At 61.3% G+C, this 26,442-nt stretch carries 24 protein-coding genes; 17 read left to right on the forward strand and 7 right to left on the reverse strand.

Going from position 1 to position 26,442, the window contains the following annotated elements:
- Positions 1 to 2: 2 nt before the first annotated feature.
- From WNZ14_RS09985 to WNZ14_RS10000, 4 genes are read right to left on the reverse strand one after another with little or no spacing between them, the layout of a single operon-like run.
- A complete protein-coding gene (locus WNZ14_RS09985; RefSeq protein WP_342868411.1) occupies positions 3 to 1,601 on the reverse strand; it encodes a 5-guanidino-2-oxopentanoate decarboxylase in 1,599 nt (532 codons plus the stop codon).
- Positions 1,601 to 2,764, reverse strand: a complete 1,164-nt coding sequence (locus tag WNZ14_RS09990; protein ID WP_342868412.1) for a pyridoxal phosphate-dependent aminotransferase — start codon at positions 2,762 to 2,764, stop codon at positions 1,601 to 1,603. Before WNZ14_RS09990 ends, WNZ14_RS09985 begins: the two co-directional genes overlap by 1 nt.
- A 5-nt stretch (positions 2,765 to 2,769) precedes the next feature.
- Positions 2,770 to 3,399 carry a TetR family transcriptional regulator C-terminal domain-containing protein gene (locus WNZ14_RS09995; RefSeq protein ID WP_342868413.1) on the reverse strand — a complete coding sequence of 210 codons (630 nt, stop codon included), beginning with the start codon at positions 3,397 to 3,399 and terminating at the stop codon, positions 2,770 to 2,772.
- Complete coding sequence (locus WNZ14_RS10000; protein WP_342868414.1) at positions 3,396 to 4,244, reverse strand: arginine deiminase family protein; 849 nt, start codon at positions 4,242 to 4,244, stop codon at positions 3,396 to 3,398. The genes WNZ14_RS09995 and WNZ14_RS10000 overlap by 4 nt, the downstream gene beginning before the upstream one ends.
- 165 nt (positions 4,245 to 4,409) lie before the next feature.
- Between WNZ14_RS10000 and WNZ14_RS10005 the strand changes: the two genes are divergently transcribed.
- From WNZ14_RS10005 to WNZ14_RS10020, 4 genes are all read left to right on the forward strand, one after another.
- The gene (locus tag WNZ14_RS10005) at positions 4,410 to 5,183 is read left to right on the forward strand and encodes an ATP-binding cassette domain-containing protein (RefSeq protein ID WP_342868558.1); all 774 of its coding nucleotides are present in this window, start codon (positions 4,410 to 4,412) and stop codon (positions 5,181 to 5,183) included.
- A gap of 48 nt (positions 5,184 to 5,231) precedes the next feature.
- Positions 5,232 to 6,002 (forward strand): transporter substrate-binding domain-containing protein, encoded by a 771-nt coding sequence (locus WNZ14_RS10010; RefSeq protein ID WP_342868415.1) that lies wholly within the window; start codon positions 5,232 to 5,234, stop codon positions 6,000 to 6,002.
- Positions 6,003 to 6,076: 74 nt separating this feature from the next.
- Complete coding sequence (locus tag WNZ14_RS10015; RefSeq protein ID WP_342868416.1) at positions 6,077 to 6,808, forward strand: ABC transporter permease; 732 nt, start codon at positions 6,077 to 6,079, stop codon at positions 6,806 to 6,808.
- Positions 6,808 to 7,590 (forward strand): ABC transporter permease subunit, encoded by a 783-nt coding sequence (locus tag WNZ14_RS10020; RefSeq protein WP_342868417.1) that lies wholly within the window; start codon positions 6,808 to 6,810, stop codon positions 7,588 to 7,590. Before WNZ14_RS10015 ends, WNZ14_RS10020 begins: the two co-directional genes overlap by 1 nt.
- Before the next feature lie 4 nt (positions 7,591 to 7,594).
- On the opposite strand, the gene WNZ14_RS10025 is transcribed toward WNZ14_RS10020, so the two are convergent.
- Complete coding sequence (locus tag WNZ14_RS10025; protein ID WP_342868418.1) at positions 7,595 to 8,587, reverse strand: GlxA family transcriptional regulator; 993 nt, start codon at positions 8,585 to 8,587, stop codon at positions 7,595 to 7,597.
- A gap of 78 nt (positions 8,588 to 8,665) precedes the next feature.
- On the opposite strand from WNZ14_RS10025, the gene WNZ14_RS10030 reads away from it, so the two are divergent.
- From WNZ14_RS10030 to WNZ14_RS10065, 8 genes are read left to right on the forward strand one after another with little or no spacing between them, the layout of a single operon-like run.
- Complete coding sequence (locus tag WNZ14_RS10030) at positions 8,666 to 9,583, forward strand: 3-keto-5-aminohexanoate cleavage protein (RefSeq protein WP_342868419.1); 918 nt, start codon at positions 8,666 to 8,668, stop codon at positions 9,581 to 9,583.
- A gap of 19 nt (positions 9,584 to 9,602) precedes the next feature.
- Positions 9,603 to 10,223 carry an HD domain-containing protein gene (locus WNZ14_RS10035; protein ID WP_342868420.1) on the forward strand — a complete coding sequence of 207 codons (621 nt, stop codon included), beginning with the start codon at positions 9,603 to 9,605 and terminating at the stop codon, positions 10,221 to 10,223.
- Positions 10,220 to 11,653 (forward strand): carnitine 3-dehydrogenase, encoded by a 1,434-nt coding sequence (locus WNZ14_RS10040; protein ID WP_342868421.1) that lies wholly within the window; start codon positions 10,220 to 10,222, stop codon positions 11,651 to 11,653. The genes WNZ14_RS10035 and WNZ14_RS10040 overlap by 4 nt, the downstream gene beginning before the upstream one ends.
- Before the next feature lie 12 nt (positions 11,654 to 11,665).
- Positions 11,666 to 12,427, forward strand: coding sequence for an SDR family oxidoreductase (locus WNZ14_RS10045; protein ID WP_342868422.1), 762 nt, complete (start codon positions 11,666 to 11,668; stop codon positions 12,425 to 12,427).
- Positions 12,428 to 12,431: 4 nt separating this feature from the next.
- Complete coding sequence (locus WNZ14_RS10050; RefSeq protein WP_342868559.1) at positions 12,432 to 13,595, forward strand: acyl-CoA dehydrogenase family protein; 1,164 nt, start codon at positions 12,432 to 12,434, stop codon at positions 13,593 to 13,595.
- A gap of 32 nt (positions 13,596 to 13,627) precedes the next feature.
- Positions 13,628 to 13,915 (forward strand): SelT/SelW/SelH family protein, encoded by a 288-nt coding sequence (locus WNZ14_RS10055; protein WP_342868423.1) that lies wholly within the window; start codon positions 13,628 to 13,630, stop codon positions 13,913 to 13,915.
- On the forward strand, positions 13,912 to 15,960 hold the full coding sequence (locus WNZ14_RS10060; RefSeq protein ID WP_342868424.1) for an acetate--CoA ligase family protein: 2,049 nt from the start codon (positions 13,912 to 13,914) through the stop codon (positions 15,958 to 15,960). The genes WNZ14_RS10055 and WNZ14_RS10060 overlap by 4 nt, the downstream gene beginning before the upstream one ends.
- A 20-nt stretch (positions 15,961 to 15,980) precedes the next feature.
- Positions 15,981 to 16,763 carry a carnitinyl-CoA dehydratase gene (locus tag WNZ14_RS10065; RefSeq protein ID WP_342868425.1) on the forward strand — a complete coding sequence of 261 codons (783 nt, stop codon included), beginning with the start codon at positions 15,981 to 15,983 and terminating at the stop codon, positions 16,761 to 16,763.
- Positions 16,764 to 16,784: 21 nt separating this feature from the next.
- On the opposite strand, the gene WNZ14_RS10070 is transcribed toward WNZ14_RS10065, so the two are convergent.
- Positions 16,785 to 17,486 carry a GntR family transcriptional regulator gene (locus WNZ14_RS10070; protein WP_342868426.1) on the reverse strand — a complete coding sequence of 234 codons (702 nt, stop codon included), beginning with the start codon at positions 17,484 to 17,486 and terminating at the stop codon, positions 16,785 to 16,787.
- Positions 17,483 to 18,847 carry a formimidoylglutamate deiminase gene (locus WNZ14_RS10075; protein WP_342868427.1) on the reverse strand — a complete coding sequence of 455 codons (1,365 nt, stop codon included), beginning with the start codon at positions 18,845 to 18,847 and terminating at the stop codon, positions 17,483 to 17,485. The genes WNZ14_RS10070 and WNZ14_RS10075 overlap by 4 nt, the downstream gene beginning before the upstream one ends.
- A 74-nt stretch (positions 18,848 to 18,921) precedes the next feature.
- Between WNZ14_RS10075 and hutI the strand changes: the two genes are divergently transcribed.
- From hutI to WNZ14_RS10100, 5 genes are all read left to right on the forward strand, one after another.
- Complete coding sequence (gene hutI / locus WNZ14_RS10080; RefSeq protein ID WP_342868428.1) at positions 18,922 to 20,115, forward strand: imidazolonepropionase; 1,194 nt, start codon at positions 18,922 to 18,924, stop codon at positions 20,113 to 20,115.
- Complete coding sequence (gene hutH / locus WNZ14_RS10085; RefSeq protein WP_342868429.1) at positions 20,112 to 21,653, forward strand: histidine ammonia-lyase; 1,542 nt, start codon at positions 20,112 to 20,114, stop codon at positions 21,651 to 21,653. The genes hutI and hutH overlap by 4 nt, the downstream gene beginning before the upstream one ends.
- Entirely contained in the window at positions 21,650 to 22,450 is an 801-nt protein-coding gene (hutG, locus tag WNZ14_RS10090) for an N-formylglutamate deformylase (RefSeq protein WP_342868430.1), read from the forward strand. The genes hutH and hutG overlap by 4 nt, the downstream gene beginning before the upstream one ends.
- Positions 22,447 to 24,129: a urocanate hydratase gene (gene hutU, locus WNZ14_RS10095; protein ID WP_342868431.1), complete on the forward strand. Its 1,683-nt coding sequence runs from the start codon at positions 22,447 to 22,449 to the stop codon at positions 24,127 to 24,129. Before hutG ends, hutU begins: the two co-directional genes overlap by 4 nt.
- Positions 24,130 to 25,270: 1,141 nt before the next feature.
- On the forward strand, positions 25,271 to 26,353 hold the full coding sequence (locus WNZ14_RS10100) for an endonuclease/exonuclease/phosphatase family protein (RefSeq protein ID WP_342868432.1): 1,083 nt from the start codon (positions 25,271 to 25,273) through the stop codon (positions 26,351 to 26,353).
- Positions 26,354 to 26,442 lie beyond the last annotated feature (89 nt).

Genomic DNA, 26,442 nt, shown 5'->3' on the forward strand with positions numbered 1-26,442 from the left:
GCTCAGGCCGAACCTGTGTCGAGATACTCGATCAGGCAGGGCCGCGGCAGTTCCTTCAGCGCCGAGATGATCTCGGCGCTGCTTGTCACCCGGCGCGAGGCAAGACCGTAGGCGGAAGCGATCATGGAAAAATCGGGTGCCGAAGGGGTGACACCTATAGGGGTGATGTCCGAAGCCGTCATGGAGGTTTCGATTTCCCTGTAGCCTTCATTGTTCCAGACCAGGAAGGCCACGTCGGCTCCACAGTCGCGCGCGCTGCCAAGTTCCGCCAGGGTGAACTGGAAGCCGCCGTCACCAAGCAGCGCTATCGCAGGTCGTCCGGGATGCCCGAGCGCCGCACCGATTGCAGCGGGCGCCGCATAGCCAAGCGTGCCGAAGCCGGTTGCTGAATTGAACCAAGCCGCTTGCCGCGGCGCTTCGACATACATGTTGCCGGCATAGACCAGCTGCGTCGAATCCCCGACAAGCGTGGCCTCCGGCAAGGCCTGCCATATGTCCTGAAGCAAGTCGACATGGCCGCGATAGGCCTCGCCGATTTCGGCTTTTGCAAGTTCGCGTACAGACTGCGCGCGATCAGCGCCATTTTCCGCCGGGAGATGCTTCGAGATGTCTCCATTGGCGAGCATGTCGTCGATAAAGGCACCAAGCCCGGCCTTTATCGCCAGCGCCGGCTGAGGGCCGCGCGACAGCTGGTCCGGGGCAATATCGACCCGGATAAGGTTTGCCGGAAGCGTAAATCCACCATCTTCGTACATGTCGTAATCGGTCGGGCCGAATTCCGTTCCGAGCGCCAGCACCAGGTCGGACGCTGCAAGCAGTTTTCGCACGCAATCGAGGCTCGGGCTGGCTGGTACATCAAGCGGATGACCGGACATGATCCCACGGGCATTGGTGGTGCTGATCACCGGCGCGCCGAGCGCTTCGGCAAATCTTGAAATCCCGTCTCCGAGGTGATTTGCGCCGCCGCCGATGAGAATTGCCGGGCGTTTGGCCTCCGTGCACATCCGCGCAGCAGTGGCGAGATCTGCTGGCGAAGGCCGCGGTTGTGCGGTCTCGGGCATCTTGAAGGTCATGTCTGCCGCTGGCAGCTTCATCACGTCTGTCGGGATCTCGATGTGAACCGGTCCCGGGCGTCCGCCGGTCATGATGGCAAATGCCTTTTGCAACACCTCGCCGAGCTGCGCAGGGTCGGTGAGAGTGTGCGACCACAGCGCCACAGTGCGCGCGAGTGCTGCCTGATCTGGCAGTTCATGCAGATGACCGCGCCCCTTGCCCAATGTCGTGGTGGCGTTCACGCCCGAGAGCACCAACATCGGAATGCTGTCGGCGCGCGCCTGCGCCATCGCCGTCAGCGTGTTGGTCAGCCCCGGCCCGGTGATGACGAAACATACGCCCGGACGCCCGGTAACACGCGCATAGCCGTCGGCCATGAAACCCGCACCTTGCTCATGGCGGGGCGTGATGTGGCGGATCGAGCTTGCGGCAAGACCACGATAAAGTTCGATTGTGTGGACGCCTGGTATTCCAAAGACTGTGTCCACGCCGGCCTGTTCCAGCATGGTGACCAGCGCTTCGCCGACTGTGGGAGTTGGTGCCGCCATCATATGCTCTCCACAAAACGCGTGATGCGGCTGCAGGCTTCCACCACGGATTCATCCGGCACAGTCAGGCTGAGCCGGACGAGATTGCCCGCGTTGTCGCCGAATGACGAGCCGGGCATCACGGCGACACCGGCTTCGAGCAGACGCCAGGCGAAATCCTCTCCGTCAAGGCCTGTGCCCGAGACATCAAGCACGATGAACATCCCCGCTTGTGGCCGGAACGGGGTGATGCCGTCGAGCTTTTCGAGCGTATCGGCGAACAGCGCGGCGCGGCGCTTGTAGGACTCCCGCATCCGTGCGGAAGTCGGCAGATCCGAATTTAGGGCATAAGCTGTCATGTCGGCGATGAAGGGCTGGTTGCCAAACAGCATCGCTTCGGAAAACGGCAACAGTTTCTCGCAGAACTCGTGCGGGCCGACAGCCCATCCGCTGCGGAACCCGGGCGCCGCATGCGATTTCGAGATCGACGACAATGCAATAACACGGTCGGCAAGGTCCGGGTTATCGAAGGGCGAGGCAAACTCGCCGTCAAACACCAGCTCTTCATAAACCTCGTCGGCAACGATCCAGAGATCATGCTTTTTGCAGACAGCGCCGATTTTTGCGATGTCCTCCGCAGCAAGCACGGCGCCCGTCGGATTGTGCGGCGAGTTGAGCAGCAGCACCCGGGAACTGGGTGTGATCGACGCTTCGAGATCTTCCGCAGTAAGTCGGAACCCGTTCTCCGCTCTGAGCGGTACCGATTGCCGGTGCGCGCCGCTGGCGACAATGATGCCTTCATAGGTCGCGTAGAACGGATCGCCGACCAGCACGCCGTCGCCGGGACCGGTCAGTCCCATCATGGTTGCGAAAAGCGCTGTCTGGGTGCCGGGAAAGCAAAGCACATTGTCAGTGTCGACGCCGTCGCGCCGCTTGGCATACCGCGCAGCAATAGCCTCAAGCAATTCCGCCTCGCCCCGTCCCGAGGAATAGCCCGTGCGACCAGAGAGCATGGATTGATGGCAGACCTCGAACAGTTCCGGCGCCGGCGGCTGATCCGGCTCCCCGATCGTCAGTTCGATGATGTCTGCACCCGCAGCCTTCATCTTCCGGCAGCGCAGATGAATGGCCCATTTGGCCCCGCCGGTGTGAGCCAGGCGCTCGGTGATTGCCGCATAATGCATATTGGTTATTCCCTGAATTCCGCCGGGTCTATGCCCAGCAATGTCGCCACCGAATCGAGTGCGATCCGGACCACGTCGACGCGCGAGAAATCGTCGCCACCCATGGAGATTTCGATCCACAGCCCGTCCAGAAGTGCGTTGAGCACGATCGCCTTGCTGCGTATTTCCTGTTGTGAGGCAGTCACCCCACGCTCGGCCATGACTTCACCGGCCAGCCGTTCAATCAGATCGCGAAATGCCTGATAGCCCTCGCGATGCGCTTCGGCCATCACCGGGTCCGAGTTCACCGTGCCGATAAAGGCGGCCCAGATCGACAGTGCCCTTCCGTCGGCCACCGGAGCGGTGACGCTGGCGCGAATGAGGCCGGCAAGTTTCGAGTTCGCGGACCCTTCCCCGCAACCGGCTTCTGCCGCAGCAGTCAGATCCGAAATGAAGGTTCGGTAGGCGGCTGCAACCAGCCGCTCCTTGTTGTCGAAATACCGCCGGATCAGACCGGGAGTGACGCCGGCGCGATTAGCCACCTCGCGCACGGTTGCCCCGGCCAGACCAAGTTCGGCAATGCTGTCGAGCGTTGCGGCAATCAGATCGTTTTGCCGCACCGCTTCAGGCTCATGATGAAACGCGCGCCGCGTCATTCACGCCACACGGGACGTGTCAGGCAGGTCGGGCCGCCCTCGCAGGGAATGCACAACGCATCCGCGTCAAACACCCGGACTCGGCACTTGGCGTTTTCCATCAACGCCCGGGTCTTGGGAAAGCCGTCGACCATCAGCACATCGCCCGGAACCAATGGCAGGACATTGAGATTGAGGCCGTTCGACGCAGCGAATTCGTCCGCCGGGGCTTCCAGAAGCGTGTAGCCGCGGTCCTTGAGCAATTGCCAGAAAGCGACGGGCAGCATCGGCGCGTAGACAAGCGCCAGTTTTTCAGCAAGCGGGGATACCACCGACATCAGATGCAGGCAGGCGTCTGCGCCATTGCCGAGCGGAAGATCAAAACCCAGCACGGTGACGCCATGCGGCGCAAGCATGGCCGCGAGCTGCTCAATGCCGGACTGGTTGGTGCGGACGCCGCGGCCGACGGCAAGCGTCTCGTGATCGACCCAGACGCAATCGCCGCCCTCGACCGAGCCCGGAGCCACAATCTCGCCCAGGATGGGAATACCGGCGGCCTCATAGGCAGCCTTGTGAAGCGCAGGTTCCGCCATGCGGCCCGGCTTGCCCATGCGCAGGATGATCGCGCCATGGTCGCTCATCAGCGAGGGGTCATGGGTAAACATCGCATCCGCCAGGCCGTCGCCCGAATCTGCGATCCAGAGGATCTCGGTGCCGCAGGAGGCAACCAGATCGGCGAACGCGCCGAACTGTTCGATGGCGCGCGCCCCGTCAAACCCCGGACCATAGTGCCAGTCTGCGGCTTTGGCTGAAAGAAGGCTCGCGCCGGGCTTGCGCATGGCGACCCGCTTGAGGTGCGCGGTCATGGATTGGCATCCGTATGTCATGAAGGGTCCGTTCGGGTGGTTTGAATTTTCTGAAATTATACACTTGATTAATTAGTGCGCAAGGGTCACGATTGCTCAACTTCGCGACAGACGAGGTAGCAAAGGGAACGTATGAGCAGTCCAGAATTGGGCGCCATGACCGGCGTGACACAATCCGAGCCAGCGGTTCAGGTCGCTGACCTGCACAAGACATTTGGCGATCTTGACGTTCTCAAGGGCATTTCGCTGACGGCGAAAACCGGTGATGTGGTCGCTATTATCGGCGGCTCGGGCTCGGGCAAATCCACCATGCTTCGCTGCATCAACATGCTGGAGCTTCCAACCCGGGGCTCAATCAGCATCAAGGGCGAAGCCATCGAGATGAAGCCAGATGGTCGCGGCGGACTGCAGCCAGCCAATTCAGCCCAGCTTCGCCGTATTCGCACCCGGCTTGCCATGGTGTTTCAGAGCTTCAATCTCTGGCAGCACATGACGGTTCTCGGCAATGTCATCGAGGCCCCGGTGCATGTCATGGGCGTGCCGCGTGACGAGGCCATCGCCCGCGCCGAAAAACTTCTCGACCGCGTCGGTCTGTCCGACAAGCGCGATGTCTATCCGGCGTTTCTGTCTGGTGGCCAGCAACAACGCGCGGCGATTGCCCGCGCTCTTGCTGTCGAGCCCGAAGTCATGTTGTTTGACGAACCGACCTCGGCGCTTGATCCGGAACTGGTTGGCGAAGTTCTGGCCGTGATCGCCGACCTGGCACGCGAAGGCCGCACCATGCTGCTCGTCACCCACGAGATGAAATTCGCTCGCGAGGTCGCCAACCATGTGGTGTTTCTCGCAGACGGCGTGATCGAGGAAGAAGGTCCGCCAGACATCATCTACAGCGCTCCGAAGTCGGAGCGGCTGCAAAAATTCCTTGCGACTGTTCAATAGTCCAAGGTTCAATGGGCAAAGCCCGAACTCTCTCAACAGGGGAAAAACATGAAAAACAAAATACTCACCACAATCGCAGCCTTCGGCATGACGCTTGCTGCGCACGCGGCATCCGCCGAAACAGTGCGCGTAGGCGTTGCCGCTGAACCCTATCCGCCCTTCACCGAACCCGATGCTGCCGGCAACTGGACCGGTTGGGAAATCGATTTCATGAAGGCGGTCTGCGCGGAAGCCAAGCTTGATTGCGTGGTCACTCCGGTTGCCTGGGACGGCATCATTCCGGCGCTGACGTCCAGCAAGATCGACGCCATCGTCGGCTCGATGTCGATCACCGAAGAGCGGATGAAGACGATCGACTTCTCCGACAAATACTACAACACACCGTCAGTGATCGCGACCGCCAAGGGCTCCGGCATCACGCCTGATGCCGCTGGCCTCAAGGACAAGATCATCGGTGTTCAGGTGTCCACGATCCATCAGGATTACGTCCGGACGCATTTCGGCGACGTCGCGGCCGAGATCAAGGAATACCAGACCCAGGACGAAGCCAACCAGGATCTGGCGGCCGGTCGTGTTGACGCCGTCATGGCGGATTCGCTGGCGCTCGATGCCTTCGTCAAGGCTGACGCCTGCTGCGAGATCGTCGGCGCTGTCGAAGATGATCCCGCCATTCTCGGCGCTGGCGTCGGCGTTGGCCTGCGCAAGGGTGATGATGCATTGCGTGAAAAGTTCAACACGGCGATTGCAGCCATCCGTGAAAACGGCACCTATGCCGAGTTCTCGAAGGCCTATTTCGACTTCGACATCTACGGCAAGTAACGTGCCTGAACGGGCGCATTGCGCTTTGACCGGTCCGGTGGGGAAATCCCGCCGGGCCGGTGAGGCCGTTCCTCATGCTTGACTGGATTGCAGGCCTTGCCTCCTGGGAGCTTCTGGCGCTTGAACCGCCGGGCTGGGGTGGCGTGCTGCTTGGCGGCCTTGCCATCTCGCTTCAGGTCGCGGTCGGCGGCTATATTCTGGGCTTCCTGATCGGGGTTGGCGGCGCCACTGGCAAGCTCTATGGCGGCCCGATCCTTCGTGATCTTCTGGATATTTACACCACGCTGGTGCGCGCCGTGCCGGAGCTGGTGCTTATTCTGCTGCTTTATTACGCAGGAACCGATGCTCTCAACCAGTTCATGCTGCTGATCGGTGCCGAACGAGTGGATATCAGCGGTCTGGCTGCCGGTATCTTCGTCATCGGTGTGGTGCAGGGCGCCTACCAGACCGAAGTTCTGCGTGGCGCCTTCAAGGCTGTGCCGCATGGGCAGATCGAGGCCGGACGCGCCTATGGCATGTCGTCGTTTCAGGTCCTGAGGCGCATCACCCTGCCGGGCATGCTGCCCCATGCCGTACCCGGCCTCTCCAATCTCTGGCTGATCGCCACCAAGGATACGGCACTTCTGGCCGTCGTCGGGGTTGCTGAACTCACGCTGGTGACCCGCCAGGCCGGCGGCACCACCAAATCCTATTTCCTGTTTTTCTGTGCAGCTGGGCTGCTCTACCTGATGGTCACGCTCATCTCCAATGTCGGCATCCGCCGGATTGAACGCTATGCCCGCCGCGGCATGCCGGATGTGCGCTGATGGGCCCCGAACTCAGAAGTTGGAAGGAACCGCACCGTCTGGTGCTGCTGGCCATCGGCATCGGCATCATCGTCTTCGCTGCGGTGAACATGCGCTGGGACTGGCTGCCGCGTTACGCGGACAAGCTGGTTTACGGCGTCGGCACCACCTTGTGGCTGCTGTTCCTCACCAGTATTCTCGGTTTCCTGATAGCGGTGCCGCTCGGCCTTGCCCAGGCCGCCGGGCCTTTCTGGTTATCAGGGCCCGCTCGCGCATTCTGCACCGTGATCCGCGGCACGCCGCTGCTCCTGCAATTGTGGCTGCTCTATTACGGTCTCGGCTCGCTGTTTGCTTACTGGCCGGAGATCCGCCAGTCCTGGGCCTGGCCCTATCTGCGCTCGGCTTGGCCCTATGGTGTTCTGGCGCTGACGATGTCCTTTGCCGGATACGAGGGCGAGGTGATGCGCGGCGCGTTCGCCGGGGTGCCCAAGGGTGAACTCGAAGCGGCGCGCGCCTACGGCATGTCGCCATGGACGTCGTTCCTTCGGATCTGGTTGCCCCGAGCCATCCACCGCGCGCTGCCAACGCTGGCTGGTGAAACCGTGCTGCAGCTCAAAGCCACACCGCTGGTCGCCACCATCACGGTAGTCGATGTCTACGCCATCATATCGCGGGTCAGGCAGGACACCTACCTGACCTACGAGCCGCTGCTGCTTCTGGCGTTGATCTACATGATCTTGACCGGCGTGCTGGTGCTTGCATTCCGCTGGCTTGAAGCCAAGGTCCCGGTCAAGGGCGGCTGATCAGTCATGCCACGCTGGAACGGCTCTTGCGGCTGAGCGTGGGCGATATGCCGAACTGCCGGCTGAACGCGCGCGACAAGGCCGATTGCGAAGAAAATCCGGTTCTTGACGCAATATCGGTCATCGTCAGCCGCGTGTTGTCGACAAAGCGGCGCGCGGCAGCCAACCTGAGCGACAGAAAATAGGTGCCCGGCGTCTCGCCCAACTGGCGCGCGAACAACTGTTCCAGACCGCGAGCCGACATCGAGACACGTTTGGCGATGGCCGCAATGCTCACCGGCGCGTCGATATGGGTTTCCATGATCCGGATCGCCCGCACCAGGCGTGGATCATGGTTGGCATCGCCCAGGGTGACATTGACCTGCGCATCGCCTGCCGCGCGCAAATCGTCATGCACAAAGCTGCTGGCAACATCCAGCGCCGCCGGATGACCCAGCACCTGCCGCACCAGATCCACCATCAGGTCAAAGGTTGGCGATGCGCCCGAGGTAGTTATGAAACGGCCGTCGACGACATACCGGTCAGGCCGGAGGTCGACATTCGGAAACGCGGCGGCGAATTCTTCGAAATCTTCCCAATGGGTTGCTGCCCGGTGATCATCAAGCAGACCGGTGCGCGCCAGCAGCCAGGCACCCGATTCAATGCCAATGACAAGTGTCGCCTGACGCGCCGTTCTGTAAATATGGGCAATTAGCTTGCGATCCGTCATTTCGGCCGCGCCGTATCCGGCAACAATAACCAGAATGTCGCATCGGGAGGAGGGGACGTGCTGTCCGGAGACCGGCCATTGTACGCCAGCGGACGTCACCGTTGCCTCCCCGTCAAACGAAACAAAACGCCAGTCAAAAACCTGTCTGCCCGCTTGACGATTTGCCGATCTGAGCGGTTCCATCGAGCTGGCGACGGTCATCAGGGAGCATCCCGGAACAATCAGCAAATCCACCGTGATCGGTCGGTTCAGCTTGGAAATCGCCGCGAGGGCTTTGTTTTGTGTCATGTTTTCTTCGTAAATTGAAATACATGTGGCTGCAAGCCAGTCATCATTGCGCCAATTCAAATATGGAGGTTTTGCTGCATGCCCTTGACCATGAACCGCGAGGTTTTCATCACCTGCGCCGTCACCGGATCCGGCGCCACCCAGGATCGCAGCCCGCATGTGCCGCGTTCGCCAGAGCAGATTGCCAATTCGGCGATCGATGCCGCCAGGGCCGGTGCTGCCATTGTTCATTGCCATGTCCGCGATCCCGAGACCGGCGCGCCGCGCCGTGATGTCGCGCTCTACCGCGAAGTCACCGAGCGCATCCGCGAGGCCGAAGTCGATGTCGTCCTGAACCTGACCGCAGGAATGGGCGGTGACATTACGTTCGGACCGACCGAAAGGCCGTTGCCGCTCAATCCGGTCGGAACGGACATGGTCGGCGCATCCGAACGCATGAAGCACATTCTCGAATGCCTGCCCGAAATGTGCACGCTTGATTGCGGCACGATGAATTTTGCCGAGGCTGACTACGTCATGACCAACACGCCGGGCATGTTGCGGGCGATGGGCGGCATGATGACCCAGCTTGGCGTGAAGCCGGAAATCGAGGCCTTTGACACCGGCCATCTCTGGTTTGCCAAGGAACTGGTCAAGGAAGGCGTGCTGGCGCCTGACGCGCTGGTGCAGCTCTGCATGGGCGTTCCCTGGGGCGCGCCCGACGATCTCAATACCTTCATGGCGATGGTCAACAATGTGCCCGCCGAGTGGAACTGGTCAGCCTTCGCGCTTGGCCGCAACCAGATGGCCTATGTCGCAGCCTCCGTGCTGGCCGGCGGCAATGTCCGCGTTGGCCTTGAGGATAATCTCTGGCTCGGCAAGGGCGAACTCGCCACCAACGCGCAACTGGTCGAGCGCGCGGTGACGATCGTCGAAAACATGGGCGCTCGAGTCATCGGTCCGCAGGAAGTCCGCGAACGGCTCAAGCTGACCAAGCGGGCACCTGCAGCATCATAGACCCCACGGGGAGGATGACATGGAGACGGTCAAGTTTACCGCGATGAAGGATGGCGACCGGGAGGACTATGAGTTCCTCACCCGCCACGAGATCGACTATGCCTCAAAAACCGCGGAGCGACTTCTCGGGGCCATGGTGGAGCTCGACGAGAGCCTGTCCGGGTATCAGGTCACGCGCCTTGGCCATTCGCTTCAATGTGCCACCCGTGCCTGGCGCGATGGCGCCGATGTCGACTGGGTGGTTTCGGCTTTGCTGCATGACATCGGCGATATCTACGCGCCCTACAATCACGATGAATATGCCGCAGCCATCCTGAGACCCTTCGTGCGCGAGCAGTGCGCCTGGGTGGTGGAAAAACATGGGGACTTCCAGAAACTCTATTACGCCCACCATGTTGGCGGCAATCCAAATTCCCGCGACGCCTACAAGGATCACCCTTGTTACGATGACTGCGCCACATTCTGCGAGCGTTGGGACCAGAACAGTTTTGACCCCGACTATCCGCATGAAGGCATCGAATTCTTCCGCGACATGGTCGAGCAGGTCTTTGCCCGCACAGCCTACGATCCGGCTGTGATCCGCGCAGGCGAGCGGGTTCCCCTGACAGATTCCACTATTGCTAGAGAGCGAAACGCATGAGCAAGATTATGAAAGCCGCCATCATCGGCGGCGGTGTTATCGGTGGCGGATGGGCTGCGCGCTTCCTTCTCAACGGCTGGGATGTGGTCGTCTCCGATCCTGATCCGGAAGTTGAACGCAAGGTTGGTGAGGTGCTTGCCAACGCAAGAAGATCCTTGCCTGCACTCTCGGATGTGACCGTGCCGAAGGAGGGCAAGCTCAGCTATGCCGCTTCGATTGCCGACGCTGTTGCCGGTGCCGACTGGATCCAGGAAAGCGCGCCAGAGCGCCTTGACATCAAGCACATCATCTTTGCCGAAATCCAGAAGCACTGCAGTGACCAAGCGCTGATCGGCTCGTCCACCTCGGGCTTCAAGCCGTCTGAGCTGCAGCAGGGTGCTGCACGCCCCGAACAGATCTTTGTCGCCCACCCGTTCAACCCGGTCTATCTGCTGCCGGTGATCGAGCTTGTCGGTGTCCAGGAAACGGCCGAACGCGCCAAACAAGTGCTTGAAGACATCGGCATGAAACCGCTGATCGTGCGCAAGGAGATCGACGCGCATATCGCCGACCGGTTCCTCGAAGCCGTCTGGCGCGAGGCGCTGTGGCTGATCAAGGACGGTATCGCCACCACCCAGGAAATCGACGACGTGATCCGTTACGGCTTCGGCATGCGCTGGGCGCAGATGGGTCTGTTCGAGACCTACCGCATAGCCGGCGGTGAAGCGGGCATGCGCCATTTCATCGCCCAGTTCGGCCCATGTCTCAGCTGGCCCTGGACCAAGCTGATGGACGTGCCGGAACTCACCGAAGAACTGACCAACATGATTGCCGATCAGTCGGACGCGCAGTCAGGCATGCATTCGATCCGTGAACTTGAGCGCATCCGCGACGACAATCTGGTTGCGATGATGCGGGCCTTGAAGGGAAGAAACTGGGGTGCTGGCGAACTGCTCAACGCCCAGGACGCGCGTATCAAGCCACCGCTGCCAGAGGACACTGATCAGCCGTTCATGACACTTGAGCGCGTTATCCCGGTCGACTGGATGGACTACAACGGCCACATGAATGAGAGCCGTTACGGCCAGGTCTTTTCCGACGCGGGCGACGTGGTCATGCAGATGGTTGGCGCCGACGAAGGCTACATTGCCGGCGGCCTGTCCTATTTCACGGTCTCCAATGAAATTGGCTATCTCAACGAGACCCATCTCGGCGACGTCATCCACGTCCGCACCCAGGTTCTCGAAGCCCGTGGCAAGAAGCTGCGCATGTATCACGAGATGATCCGGACGTCTGACGGAGATCTGCTTGCCACATGCAACCAGCTTCTCATCCATGTCTCGCTTGAGACCCGCCGCGCTTGCGAGCCCGAAGGCGAGGTTCTGGCAAAGATCACTGCGCTTGGCGAAGCCCAGTCGAAGCTGGCCAAGCCCGCCAGCATGCGCGACTGAGTGGAACACGATATGAGCAAGCGCGTTCTCATCACTGGCGGCGGGTCCGGCATCGGCAAGGCAATGGCTGAAACCTTTGCGGCTGAAGGCGCACGGGTCTTTATCACTGACATGAACGAGCAGGTGCTGGCCGAGTGCCCGGACAGCTGGCTGAAAATGGCAGGCGACGCCAGCGATCCCGAGCATATGCGCACCGTGTTCGAGTGCATCGCAAGCGAATGGGGCAGTATTGACGTGGTTTGCGCCAATGCAGGCATTGCCGGCCCCACCGCGCTGGTCGAGGACGTCGAGCCCGAGGATTTCCGCCGCTGCATCGCCGTCAATCTTGAAGGCGCGTTTCTGGCCGCGAAATATGCTGCACCGATGATGAAGGCGCAGAAATCAGGCGTGATTATCATCACCTCGTCCAATGCCGGCATCAACGGCTTCCCCAACCGCGCGCCCTATGCTGCGGCGAAATGGGCGGAGATCGGCCTGATGAAGACGCTCGCCATGGAGCTTGGCCCCTTCGGCATCCGCGCCAACGCGATTGCGCCCGGCTGCGTCGAGGGACCGCGGATTGATGGCGTCATCGCACGCGAAGCGAAAGCCAAGGGCACAACGCCCGAGATCATCAGGGCAGGCTACGAGGCCGGCGTGTCGATGCGCTCCTTCGTCACCGCCCAGGACGTGGCCAACATGGCCGTGTTCCTTGCGTCCGAGGGCGCACGGCTGGTTTCGGGCCAGGTGATACCCGTTGATGGCCACACTGAAAACCCAGACCCAAAGGTTTAAGACTATGGATTTCGGACTGACCCAGGAACAGGACATGATCGTTGAGACCACAAGGTCTTTCGTCGAGAATGAACTCTATCCGCATGAAGCTCAGGTTGAACGCACCGGCCATCTTGATTTGGATCTGGTGCGCGAGATCCAGCAGAAGGCGATTGCCGCGGGCCTTTACGCTGCCAACATCCCGGAAGAATTCGGCGGCGCCGGCCTCGATACGCCAACATGGCTGCTCTATGAAAAGGAACTCGGCCGCGCCAATTACGCGCTGCACTGGACCTGCGTCGCGCGCCCCTCAAATATCCTCTGCGCCGGGACGCCAGACCAGCGCGCCCGATATCTCGATCCCTGCGTGGCTGGCGAGAAATGGGATTGCCTGGCGATGACCGAACCCGGCGCCGGCTCTGATCTGCGCGGCATGAAGGCCAGCGCGAAACAGGACGGAACCGATTGGGTTTTGAACGGCACCAAGCATTTCATCTCCCACGCTGATATCGCCGATTTCACCATCGCCTTCATGGCGACCGGCGAGGAAGATACCCCGCGCGGGCGCAAGAAGCTGATCACAGCCTTCTTTGTCGACAAGGGCACGCCCGGCTATGCGGTTCGCGACGGCTACCGAAATGTCTCCCATCGCGGCTACACCAATGCCATTCTCGAATTCGACAATTGCCGCGTGCCCGCAGAGAACGTGCTCGGCGAAGTCCACAAGGGTTTTGAGGTCGCCAACACCTGGCTCGGCGCTACGCGTCTGCAGGTCGGGGCCACCTGTCTCGGCCGCGCCGACCGCGCGTTCAAGCACTCGGTCGAATGGGCGGCAACGCGCGAACAGTTCGGCCAGCCGATCGGCAAGTTCCAGGGCGTCTCCTTCAAGCTGGCCGATATGGCGATGGAGATGAAAGCCGCCGAGCTGATGATCCTCGAAGCCGGCTGGAAATTCGACCAGGGCACAGCGACAGATGCCGACATGGCGATGGCCAAGCTCAAGGCCACGGAAATGCTCGCCATGGTCGCCGACGAGGCCATCCAGATCCATGGCGGCATGGGCCTGATGGACGAGTTGCCGCTCGAACGCATCTGGCGCGACGCCCGCATCGAACGCATATGGGAAGGCACATCCGAGATCCAGCGCCACATCATCTCGCGCGCGCTGCTGCGGCCGTTCGGGGCATAAGACATCACCATGCAACAATCGGGCATCACATCATGAAACCGGCCATCACCATCACCTATTGCCGCCAGTGCAACTGGATGCTCCGCGCCGGCTGGATGGCGCAGGAGCTGCTTTCGACCTTTTCGGAGGAACTCGGCTCGGTCACGCTGGTGCCGGGCACCGGCGGTATCTTCACCATCGAGGTCGATGGCGAGTTGATCTGGGAACGCAAGCGCGACGGCGGCTTTCCTGACGTGAAGACATTGAAGGGCAGGGTGCGCGACCGCGTCGATCCGGATCGCGATCTCGGCCATGTCGAGCACGCGAACACCGACGAATGACCCGCGATCTCTCACGCCTCCTGAGGCCCCGATCCATCGTCCTGTTCGGCGGCGGCTGGGCCGTCAATGTCGTGGCGCAGCTGAAGAAATCCGGCTTTGACGGGGACATCTGGCCGGTCAATCCGAAGCGCGCCGATGTGCTTGGCGTGCCTTGTTTGGCCTCTATTGATGACCTGCCGGGCGTACCCGATGCGAGCTTCATCGGCGTCAACCGTGATGCGACGATCGAGGTCGTCGAACGGCTGAGCGCCATGGGCGCGGGCGGGGCAACCTGCTTTGCTTCGGGCTTTCTCGAGAGCGAAGCCGAAACAGCCGGTGGCGCTGATTTGCAAGAGCGGCTGATCAAGGCTGCAGGCAACATGCCGATCCTTGGGCCCAATTGCTACGGTCTGCTCAACTATCTCGACAACGTGACGCTGTGGCCGGATCAGCACGGTGGAACGGCGCAAGAGAGTGGCGTGGCGATTGTCGCACAATCCTCCAACATCGCCATCAACATGACCATGCAGGCCCGTGGCCTGCCGATTGCCTACGTGGTTGCAGCCGGCAATCAGGCGCAGGTTGGCGCCAGCGCCATCGCCGAGGCGTTGCTCGAGGATGATCGGGTCACGGCAATCGGGCTCTATCTCGAAGGCTTTGGCGACATCCGGGCGCTCGAATCCTTCGCCGCCAAGGCGCGCGCCAAAGGCAAGCCGGTGGTCGCCATCAAGATCGGCCGCTCCGACAAGGCCCGCGCCGCCACCATGACCCACACCGCCTCGCTCGCTGGCAGTGCCGCAGCCGGATCGGCGCTGCTCAAGCGATTGGGCATCATCGAGGTTGAAACCATCGCGGTGTTCCTGGAAACGCTCAAGCTCCTGCATGCCATCGGCCCGTTGCCGGGCGCATCGGTCTGCTCGGTCAGTTGTTCGGGCGGCGAAGCAAGCCTGATGGCCGATCTGAGCAACGGCACCGGTCTGGATTTCACTGAATTCGCAGTTAGCCAGCGCGCAGCCTTGAAAGCCGAACTCGGGCCCATCGTCACCATCGCCAATCCGCTCGATTATCACACCTTCATCTGGGGCGACACGCCGCGCATGAGCCGGGTGTTCTCGACCGTGATGGCCGAGAGTTTCGATCTCACGGTTTTCATACTCGATATGCCCCGCGCCGACCGCTGCGATCCGTCGGGCTATCAATGCGCAGTGGACGCAATTATCGCCGCCAAGGCGCAGACGGACGCGCGCGTGGCCGTGCTTGCGAGCCTGCCTGAAAACATGTCAGATCATTTCACTGGGCAGTTCATGGCAGGGGGCGTTGCCGTTCTTCACGGCATGAGCGAGGGCATCTCCGCCATCGAAGCAGCCATCACGGCTGGTCGAATGGAGACGGCTGCTCCGGAGCCTCTGGTGCTTGCGGCTGAAACAACAGGCTCGTCATCCATACTGAGCGAGGCCGCGTCGAAAGAGGCCCTGTCTGGCTTCGGGCTGAAGAGCCCGCGGTCGATGCAGGCGATGTCAGTTGACGAGTTGATTGAGAAATCCTCCACGCTTACTTTCCCTGTTGTCCTCAAGGGTGTTGGCCTGGCGCACAAGAGTGAAGCCGGTCTGGTTGCGCTCAATATTCCTGATACTTCAAGCCTGAGTGCTGCCGCGCGCCAGATGCAGTCTGCCACCTCAGAGTTTCTGGTTGAGGAAATGGCGGTCGGTGGGATCGCAGAAGTTCTCGTGGGCATCACCCGGGACCCTACCGGCACGTTCCTTCTGACACTCGGTGCGGGTGGCGTGCTGACGGAACTGCTGGCCGATACCGTCAGCCTCTTGTTGCCTGCCAGCCGAACCGAAATCGAGGCCGAGCTGAAAGGCCTGCGGATTGGCAAGCTGCTTGAAGGCTATCGCGGCAAACCTGCCGCCGACATGCAAGCCCTGGTTGATGCGGTGCTGGCGATTTGCCGCTATGCAACGGCGCACAGCGACCGCCTGGTCGAACTCGAAGTCAATCCGCTGATCACCCGCGTGAGCGACGCCATCGCCGTCGATGCGCTGATCCGCCTCACTGACGCCTGAATGAGAAAAGGAAACCACCCATGACCGGACCTGTGAGAACCCGCATTGTTGGACATGTGCTCGAAGTCACGCTCGACCGGCCAAAGGCCAACGCAGTCGATCTGGTTACCAGCCGGATCCTGGGCGATGTGTTTCGCGATTTCCGCGATAACCCGGATCTGCGCGTGGCTATCCTGACCGCTGCCGGCGAAAAGTTCTTCTGCCCCGGATGGGATCTGAAGGCCGCAAATGATGGCGATGCGGTCGATGGGGACTATGGTGTTGGCGGCTTTGGCGGGCTGCAGGAACTGCCGCATCTCAACAAGCCGGTGATCTGCGCCGTCAACGGTATCTGCTGCGGCGGCGGGCTCGAGATCGCGCTCTCCTGCGACATCATCCTGGCTGCCGAACACGCGTCATTCGCTCTGCCCGAAATCCGCTCCGGCACGGTGGCCGACGCCGCCTCGATCAAGCTGCCCAAGCGCATTCCCTATCATGTCGCCATGGAAATGCTGTTCACTGGCCGCTGGCTGGATGCTCAGGAAGCCCACCGCTGGGGTTTCGTCAACCACATCCACAAGGCTGATGAGCTGATGGACAAGGCCTGGGACATGGCCAATCTGTTGGCCGGTGGTCCGCCGCTGGTCTTTGCCGCGATCAAGGAAGTGGTGCGCGAAGCCGAGGGCGAGAAATTCCAGGACACCATGAACAAGGTGACCAGACGCCAACTCAGAACCGTCGACACGCTCTATGGGTCTGAAGACAATCTTGAAGGCTTCAAGGCGTTTTCGGAAAAGCGCGATCCGGTCTGGAAGGGCAAATAGCCCGTTCTCGGGGCACAGTTTTCAGATTTCCGTATGCATCCTGTAGCCGGGCGCAAACGTCAGCCGCACCGATGTGATGACGTGGGTCTTGTTCCAGGTGCTGCGGTCGATGACGAACAGTCCTTCGCCTTCCTTGCATGCCAGGATTTCGGCTTCTCTCTGTCCTGCAGTCATGGCTGAAAACGAGAAGTCACCGCCCTCGAACGGGATATTCAACACCAGCCATTCATTGGCGCTCTTGGCCGTCAGATCAGCAGTTTCAATGCCGGGCACCGCTTCCGGATTGATCCAGCGGTCACCGAAAACGTAAGGCTTGCCATCTGCCAGGTGAAGCGTGACGAGGTGTAGCAGTTTCACGCCGGGCTCTGTTTGCAATCGGGCCCGGATACCTGATGGTGGTATCCCCATCTGTCGCGACAGAACGATGTGGCGGTAGGTCTGGCCCTTGCCTTCTATCTCGTAGCGGATCACCGGAATATCGAGTGTGGCCTTGCGGACCGGATGCAGCGCCACGCGGGTGCCCGCCTTGCGGCGCCGGTCGAGCAGGCCGGAGTCGGCGAGATTTCGCAGCGCCCGGTTGACCGTCGCTCTGGCGCAACCGAACTCGATCGACAATTCGGCTTCATTGGGGATGAAGTCGCCCGGCTTCCATTCGCGGGCATTGATCCGGCGCAGAACTTCCGCCTGCACCGTTTGCCAACTGTTGAATTCCCCGCCGCTCAAATGGCTTCTCCAAGCTCCTTCATCGTCCGGGCATAGGCCGAGACAATGGCCTCTCGTTTGATATGCTGACCATGTGTTACCATGTGCCGACCCGCCGACCAGACATCCTTTACCATCCGGTCTTCACCGGCAAACATATAGCAATCGAGAATGGTGTCGCCGGTCCTGCCGATCAGATCCACAGCCTCGCTGTCGAGCGCCATCATGTCGGCGAGTTTACCGACCGCCAGCACGCCATTGTTTCGTGCCGAAGCAGTCGCGCCGCCCGCGTTGATCGCGTCGAGCAGGCGACGCCCGGTGGATTTGTCCGGCGTGGCCAGCGCCGCACGGGAATGATCGCGCAGCCGCTGTGAGTAATCGAGCGTGCGGAGTTCTTCCGACAGCGAGATCCGGATATTGGAATCCGAGCCGACAGCTATGGCGCCGCCGTTTTCAAACCAGCGCACTCCATCGAAAATGCCATCGCCAAGACTTGATTCAGTGATCGGGCAAAGTCCGGCCACCGCACCGCTTTTGGCGAGACCTTCGGTTTCATGCGGCAGCATCTGGGTACAGTGAATGAAGCAGCGCCGGTCATTGAGTTCCATCGTGTCGAGCACAAACTCCACCGGGCGCTTGCCATGGGCGGCTTCAATCTCTTCGACTTCCGCGATCTGTTCCGCCAGATGCATGTGCAGCGGATTGGCTCCCGCAATGTCTGCATGATGGGCGAGGTCCTCGGCAGCGATGGCACGCAGGCTGTGTGGCGCCACGCCGATCCGGCTGTCCGTGGGGAGGTGGGCAATCGCTTCAGTCGATCTGGCATGTAGCTCGGTATAGGCATCGAGCGTGTTGCCGAAGCGGACCTGTCCCGGGCCCAGCGGACGTTTGTCGCAGCCGCCATATTGGTAATGCACCGGCAAGAGCGTCAGTCCCATGCCGGTGGTGGCGCTGGCGGCGGCGATCCGCTCCGCCATTTCAGCGACATTGGCATAGGGCACGCCGCCGGGCTGGTGATGCAGATAGTGAAACTCGACATTGGCGGAATAACCGGCTTCCAGCATTTCCATCTGCACGAAGGCGGCAATCGCCTCGACATGCTCCGGCGTCAGACGATCGAGAAACCGGAACATCAGCTGTCGCCAGGTCCAGAAAGAGTCGGAGGGATTCGGTCCGCGCTTTTCAGTGAGACCGGCCATGGCGCGCTGAAACGCGTGACTGTGGCAATTGGCAGGGGCCGGCAGCAGGATGCCGGTAGTCTGGCCAGTCGCCGCCCGACCGGGTACAATGCTTTCGATCAGACCCTCTGGACTGATCCCGATGAGCACGTTTTCCGCCCATCCATTCTCCAGCAACGCTTTCTCAGCCCAGACAGACACCATCGTTCCACGCCTCTTGACAGGTTTTTATGTATATACTTATAATCCAATAACACGGACATAACAACGGCGAAATCATGCTTCTTCTCAACGCGACAGTGGCGACCATGGACGGTACGCCAGCTTACGGGCTGGTGGAGCAGGGGGCTATAGCGACCCGGGCCGATCGCATCGTATGGGCAGGCCCGGCGCGAGATTTACCTGCCGAATTCACCGATCAGGAAACGATCGATCTCGGCGGCAGGCTGGTCACGCCCGGGCTGATCGATTGCCACACCCATGTGGTTCATGGCGGCAACCGTGCCCGGGAATTCGAGATGCGTCTCGAAGGTGCAACCTATGAGGAAGTCGCCCGCGCAGGTGGCGGCATTGTTTCGACTGTGGCTGCAACGCGTTCCGCCACTCAAGACGACCTGGTCGCAGGAGCGTTGACCCGCGTCGACGCAATGATCGCTGAAGGTGTTTCCACCATCGAAATGAAGTCCGGCTACGGTCTGAATGTCGAGAACGAACTGAAGATGCTGCGCGCCGCGAAAGCTGTCGCCGCGCAGCGCCCGGTTCGCGTCAGGACCAGCTATCTCGGCGCCCATGCGGTACCGCCCGAATACAGGGATCGCGCCGACGCCTATATCGATGAGGTCTGCGTGCCCGGACTTGAAGCCGCGCATGCCGAAGGTCTCGTCGACGCGGTCGACGGCTTCTGTGAGGGCATCGCCTTCTCGCCGGCCCAGATTGCCCGCGTGTTCGACAAGGCCGGATCGCTTGGCATTCCGGTCAAGCTGCACGCCGAACAGCTCTCCAATCTCGGCGGCGCCAGGCTCGCGGCCGACTATGGCGCGCTGTCCGCCGATCATCTTGAATACGCCAATGCAGCCGATGCGCAGGCGATGGCAAAGGCGGGCACCGTGGCGGTCATCCTGCCGGGCGCTTTCTACACCTTGCGCGAAACAGCCGCGCCGCCAATTGATGCGTTTCGTGAAAATGGCGTGCCGATGGCCGTGGCGACAGATTGCAATCCGGGCTCGTCGCCGATGTCGTCGCTGCTGCTCAGCATGAACATGGCCTGCACGCTGTTCCGGATGACGCCGGAAGAAGCGCTGACCGGTGTTACCAGGAACGCAGCCCGCGCACTCGGTCTCGATGATGCCGGTCAGATCAGGCCAGGCCTGCGCGCCGATCTCGCCATCTGGGATGTCGAACACCCGGCTGAACTGGCTTACCGTATTGGATTCAACCCGCTCTGGAAGCGGATTTATGGAGGCGAACTGTGACGCTGACACTATTGCCCGGCCAGGCGACACTTGGCCAACTCGAGCAGATCTGGCGCGACCAGGTGGCGGTGGTTCTCGATGACAGCGCGCTTCCCGGCATCGAGGCCGCAGCCGAGCTTGTCCGCCAGGCGGCTGCCGGCGATGAGGCGGTCTATGGCGTCAACACCGGCTTCGGCAAACTGGCGAGCGTCCGCATCAAGCCCGGCGATACCGCACAGCTTCAGCGAAACCTGATCCTGTCCCATTGCTGCGGCGTCGGCGAACCGCTCGATGTGGCGACCACAAGGCTGATGATGGCGCTCAAGCTGCTCTCGGCCGGACGTGGGGCTTCCGGCATTACCTGGAAAACCCTGTCGGTGATCCAGGACATGCTTGCCAAGGGCGTTGCCCCGGTGATCCCGAGCCAGGGCTCTGTCGGCGCCTCGGGCGATCTCGCGCCACTCGCGCATATGGCGGCGGCGATGATCGGCGAAGGCGAGGCAATCCTGAACGGCGAGCGCATGCCTGCATCCCAGGCGCTGAAGAAGGCCGGTGTTGAACCTGCAGTGCTCGCGCCGAAGGAGGGTCTTGGCCTGATCAACGGCACGCAATTCTCCACCGCCTGCGCGCTCACCGGCTTTTTCTCTGCCATCCGCAATCTTGAGGCCAGTGTCGTCTCGTCTTGTCTTTCGACCGACGCCATCATGGGATCGACTGCGCCGTTGGAAGCGGGCATTCATGCCTTCCGCGGTCATCGCGGCCAGATCGATGTTGCCCGCGCCATGCGCGCGGTGATGGACGGGTCCGAAATCCGCGAAAGCCACCGCGACGGCGATACCCGCGTTCAGGATCCCTACTGCATCCGCTGCCAGCCGCAGGTGGCTGGCGCGGCGCTGGATCTGTTGCGGTTCGCGGGCCAGACGCTGGAAATAGAAGCCAACGCCGTTTCCGACAATCCATTAGTGCTGGTCGCTGAAGGCAAGATCGTCTCGGGTGGCAACTTCCACGCCGAACCGGTGGCCTTCGCCGCCGACCAGATCGCGCTTGCGATTGCCGAAATCGGCGCCATTTCCCAGCGCCGCGTGGCGCTGATGGTCGACCCGACGCTCTCGTTCGACCTGCCGCCCTTCCTCACACCTGCGCCGGGTCTCAATTCCGGTCTGATGATCGCCGAGGTCACCACAGCCGCGCTGATGAGCGAGAACAAGCATCTCGCCAATCCCTGCTCGACCGACTCCACCCCGACGTCGGCCAATCAGGAAGACCATGTTTCCATGGCCGCCCACGGTGCGCGCAGGCTGTTGCGTATGAACGACAATCTCAACGTCATCATCGGCGTCGAGCTGATGTGCGCGGCGCAGGGCGTCGAGTTCCGCGCGCCGCTGACCACAAGCCCGGTTCTGCTGTCGGCGCTCAAGCTCATCCGTTCCGAGTTCGCCACACTCACCGATGACCGCTTCATGGCGGGCGACATCGCACAGGCCGCGGCACTTGTGGCTGAGGGCAGGGTGCAGAGCGAATGTGATGTGGCCAGATTGCTTGCTGGAGACGCAGCATGACCCCCGTCGAGGTCAAGCGCGGCGACGGGCCGATTGTTCTGGGGCTGCCGCACACTGGCACCTATGTGCCTGATGATATCTTCGCCCGACTGACGCCGCTCGGCCAGACATTGTCCGACACCGACTGGCACATCGACCGGCTTTACGATGGCCTGCTTGATGGTGTCACCACCGTGCGCGCCAATTTCCATCGCTATGTCATCGACGCCAACCGCGACCCATCGGGCGCAAGCCTTTATCCGGGGCAAAACACCACCGGCCTGGTGCCGATGACCGATTTCGATGGCGAACCGCTCTGGCTCGACGAGCCGGATGAGGCCGAAATCGAAGCCCGTCGGCTCGCCTGGCACGCGCCCTATCACGCAGCACTTGAGGCCGAACTGATGCGCGTCCGCGAGATCCACGGCGTGGCGATCCTTTATGATTGCCACTCGATCCGTTCGAAGATTCCGTTCCTGTTCGAAGGCCGGCTTCCCGATTTCAACATCGGCACCAATATGGCCACGACCTGCGCCCCTGTGTTGGAAGCAATTGTGTCCGGCATCTGCGCTGGCGCCGAAGATTATTCGAGCATCGTCAATGGACGCTTCAAGGGCGGCTGGACCACCCGCCATTACGGCCGGCCTGCCGGCAACCTCCACGCCATCCAGATGGAACTGGCGCAAAGCACGCATCTCGCATCCGAAACTTTGCCGTTCGACTACGATCCGGCCAAAGCCGACCGGCTGCGCGTCCACCTCAAGTCCATTCTCACCTCACTTGCAGACATCGCACCTTCACTGGGAGCCCGATCATGACCAATCCGAGACACAATCAGCGCGACGTCTATCCACCGACCGGCACCGAGATCACCGCCAAGAGCTGGCTGACCGAAGCGCCGATGCGGATGCTGATGAACAATCTGCACCCCGATGTAGCCGAAAACCCGCATGAGCTGGTGGTCTATGGTGGCATTGGCCGGGCGGCGCGGACCTGGAAGGATTTCGACCAGATCGTGGCATCGCTGAAAGAGCTCAATGACGACGAAACGCTTGTTGTGCAATCGGGTAAGCCGGTCGCTGTTGTCCGCACCCATGTCGATGCGCCCCGCGTGCTGATTGCCAACTCAAACCTGGTGCCGCACTGGGCCAACTGGGACCATTTCAACGAGTTGGACAAGCGCGGCCTTGCCATGTACGGCCAGATGACCGCCGGCTCCTGGATTTATATCGGCACCCAAGGCATCGTGCAGGGCACCTTCGAGACTTTCGCCGAGGCCGGGCGTCAGCACTATGGCGGCGATCTAAAAGGTAAGTGGATACTTACCGGAGGTCTTGGCGGCATGGGCGGCGCCCAGCCGCTGGCAGCCGTGATGGCCGGTGCCTGCTGCCTGGCCGTCGAGTGCGACGAGACCCGCATCGATTTCCGCCTGCGCACCCGCTATGTCGACGCCAAGGCCCATACGCTCGATGAGGCGCTCGCCATGATCGATGAGTGGGCCAAGGCGGGCGAGGCAAAGTCTGTCGGCCTTCTTGGCAACGCGGCGGATGTCTTCATCGAGCTTGCAGCGCGCATGAAGGCAGGTGGCCCGCGCCCCGACATTGTCACTGACCAGACTTCTGCGCATGATCCGCTGCACGGTTACCTGCCGCAGGGCTGGAACGTGGCCGAATGGCGCGCCAAGCAGGAGAGCGATCCCAAGGCTGTCGAAACAGCTGCCCGCGCTTCCATGAAGGCTCATGTCAGCGCCATGGTCGATTTCTGGAACGCCGGTGTGCCGACACTCGATTACGGCAACAACATCCGCCAGGTGGCGCAGGACGAGGGCCTTGAAAATGCCTTCGCTTTCCCCGGCTTCGTGCCTGCCTATATCCGCCCGCTGTTTTGCCGCGGCATCGGCCCGTTCCGCTGGGTGGCGCTGTCGGGCGATCCCGAGGACATCTACAAGACCGACGCCAAGATGAAGGAATTGTTCCCGGAGAATACCCATCTTCACGCCTGGCTCGACATGGCCCGCGAGCGCATCGCTTTCCAGGGCCTGCCCGCGCGCATTTGCTGGATCGGTCTCGGCGACCGCCACCGCGCCGGCCTCGCCTTCAACGAGATGGTGGCGTCCGGCGAACTCAAGGCCCCCATCGTCATTGGCCGCGACCACCTTGATTCGGGCTCGGTGGCCTCGCCCAACCGCGAGACCGAATCCATGAAGGACGGTTCGGATGCTGTCAGCGACTGGCCGCTCCTGAATGCGCTCGTCAACACCGCTTCCGGCGCCACATGGGTGTCGATCCATCACGGCGGCGGCGTCGGCATGGGCTTTTCCCAGCATTCCGGCATGGTCGTCGTCGCTGACGGTACCGGGTCGGCAGCCAAACGCCTCGAACGCGTTCTCTGGAACGACCCGGCGTCTGGCGTTTGGCGTCACGCCGATGCGGGCTACGAGATCGCCATTGATTGCGCGCGCGAACATGGGCTTAATCTGCCGGGGATCCTGGGGTAGGGGGCTTCGCTTTCCGCTAATGGGCTGGCAAATTCCGTAAATCATAGCTTACAAAAAGACAGCCATCCGCAATGCCGCGCGGGAAAACCGCCGGGGTGTGAGATGACATCTGGTTCGGAGGGTCGCGCGCGGGCGTCGCCTCTGAAGTGGTGGTAGTAGGGTTGCTGGCGCACCCGCGCGCGGACCCGAAACTCGCCGGATGATGTCCGCATCCGACAGGCAGTCACCGCTTCGAGGCGCTCACCCTGGACAGGGGCCGCGTCCGAAGCATGTCTTGGTGGTTTCCGGCACGAAGCATCTGACTTGAAAGCCATGCAGGCCCGTTTTCGTCCAAGTGAGACCACTTGAGCGCAGGCAAGCACGGTAAGACAAACCTCCGCCACAGGCCCGTTTCAGCGCGGTCTGCCCGGGTCGCCCAAAGGCAAGGGGCAGGGCGCTTCACCGGTGGCCGACTGAACCCGCTTTTCATTCGCGAAGAGCAGGAACGCCGACGGAGCCACACTGGTCACCGCCTCCCTCCGCGTCTTGCCGCACGTTACGGCAAGGTCTGAAGGGCGCTTCCTCCCACCTGAACCGAAGCGTTCGCGATCCATCCGGCAGCGGGAGTGAGAGGAGTATGACATCCGGCGCAATTTTGCGGAAAAAGTCGGGGGATTTTCAAGCTAAGCAGTTGGAAGGTTTGGGATGGCGGCAGTGATTTGTGCACAGTTATGGCGGTGCGCGCGACCGGCAACCCACCCGGTTGTTCGTCGCGCGCCCAACCACGAGATCGAGGCGTTGAAAGAAGGATGCGGCATGGTCAGCGACTGGACGCTACGGCCTGGCTTAGTTGACACCGCATCTGGACCTGCAGGAGGGTTTTCACCGAAGATCGGGAACCGACAGGCAAGTGCTGCGTTGATCAGCAATTGCAGACGCTCGCGATTACATGACCAGCCTGCGCTTGTTCGACATCAAGAGCCAGAGAGATTGCTGATACTCTCGGTTCTGGCGCCACCAAACGGGACTTTCCAATACCGCGATGATGCCATCGATTTGGCGCCGGCGAATTGGTGCGACCCAAGCAGAGCCATCTTGCTTTGGAGCTCAACGCTTTGGTTCCAACCGCGACAAGTTCCCAGCCACCCGATGGAGTAACCACATGTTTCCGGCCATTCTCGTTCTACTGGCGTCGATCTGTCTGATTGCCAGTGTTGTGCCGCTTTTTCCCATCGCGCACGGCAGCGTGCGGTCGTTCGATTTTGGCCGGTTGCAGGCGATCGCTGTTTCAGCCATTGTCATTCTGCTGGCACTGATCGTTGGGGCGCAGTCATGGGTCGTCCTCGCAGCCATCGTCATGGCTTGCACCGCTATTGCCATCCAGCTTCCCTATGTGCTGCGCTTTACGCCGATCTGGCAGAAGCAGACCGCTCGATTTGAAGGCGACATTGGCGCCGCGTCGACGATCTCGGTCCTTTCATGCAATGTCAAGCAGGGCAACAGGGACTATCAGCGTGTTGTCGATCTGGTCCGCGAAAGGCAACCCGACATAGCGGTCTTCATGGAAACCGACAGCGCATGGGCAGAGGCACTCAAACCCTGTCTTGCCGAGTTTCGCGAGACTGTCGAGCAACCGCAGGAAGACAGCTACGGCATGATGCTTGCCAGCCGCTACCCGTTGCGTGAAAGCACCGTGCGGTTCTTGCTAAACGATGAAGTGCCAAGCATTTCGTGTGTCGTAGAGCTGCCGGGCGGCAAGGACATGCGGATCATCGTGCTTCATCCGGAGCCGCCATTACCGCTTCGCGACACGCTCGGTCGTGACGCCGAAATCCTGCTTGTGGCCGAAGAGGCGCAAGATGAGAAGCTGCCATTGATCGTTGCCGGCGATCTCAACGATGTCGCCTGGTCGCGAACAACGCGGCGGTTTCTGAGGATTTCCGGACTGTTCGATCCGCGTCAGGGCCGCGGTCTGTTCAATTCGTTTGACGCGCGATACTGGTTCATCCGCTGGCCACTGGATCACATTTTCCACTCGCACCAGTTCGAGCTTGTGAAGATCGAACGGTTACCGTTTGTGGGGTCTGACCACTTTCCTATGTATTACCGCCTTGCCCTGACCGATCAGGATCACAACGATGCGCCGGCAGACGAGACTGCCGACGATAATGAGGAAGCGGAAGAGGCGATCAAAACCGAGAAGAGCCGCGACCGTCCCCCGGCCGGCACTGATTGGGAAGAGTGAATTGTCGCGAGACGCCCCGGAGCAAGCGGGGAGCGGGCAGGGCTGGGAAAGCCGAACTCGCTATCTGGGTTGACCGGGGCGGGATAATG

Origin of the sequence: Hoeflea sp. AS60, from assembly GCF_038900115.1 — a bacterium.
Taxonomy (GTDB): domain Bacteria; phylum Pseudomonadota; class Alphaproteobacteria; order Rhizobiales; family Rhizobiaceae; genus Hoeflea.